The sequence below is a fragment of the Lactobacillus sp. C449L genome (genome assembly GCF_059900815.1).
On record NZ_JBWXGA010000130.1, the window covers coordinates 1 to 480 of the forward strand.

The window sequence follows — 480 nt, forward strand, 5'->3', positions numbered from 1 at the left end:
TCCTACGACTGCGCCGATGGTGCGCCGCCGGCCGAAGCTCGAGCTGACCACCACCCAGGCGATCGCGGTGATCGACGACGCGCCCGTCGTGCGGCCGACCGGCATCTATGCAAACCCGCGGCTGGAGAGCGACCTCGTCGCCAACATGGAGCGCTGGCGCTGGCTCCCGAGCGATCTCGGTGACCGCTATGTCGCGGTGAACATTCCGGAATTCCGGCTCCGGCTGTTCGAAGCGGGTCGCACCGTGCACGAGGCGCGCGTGATCGCGGGCAAGCCGGATACGCCGTCGCCGGTCTTCTCCGGGTTGATGGAATATGCGGTGGTCAATCCGTCCTGGTACGTGCCGCCCTCCATTCTGAGGAAGGAGTTCCTGCCCAGGCTCGCGGAGGATCCGGGCTATGCTGAACGGCAGGGCTACAAGGTCGTGCGGCGCGGCAACACGATCTCGATCCGGCAGCCGCCGGGCGAGCGCAATGCGCT

Annotated in this window: 1 protein-coding gene; it reads left to right on the plus strand. The window is 67.5% G+C overall.

The window, feature by feature from the left end:
- Positions 1 to 16: 16 nt before the first annotated feature.
- A partial coding sequence (locus AC2JF9_RS08655; protein ID WP_500726953.1) for a L,D-transpeptidase family protein occupies positions 17 to 480 on the plus strand: 464 nt, incomplete at its 3' end.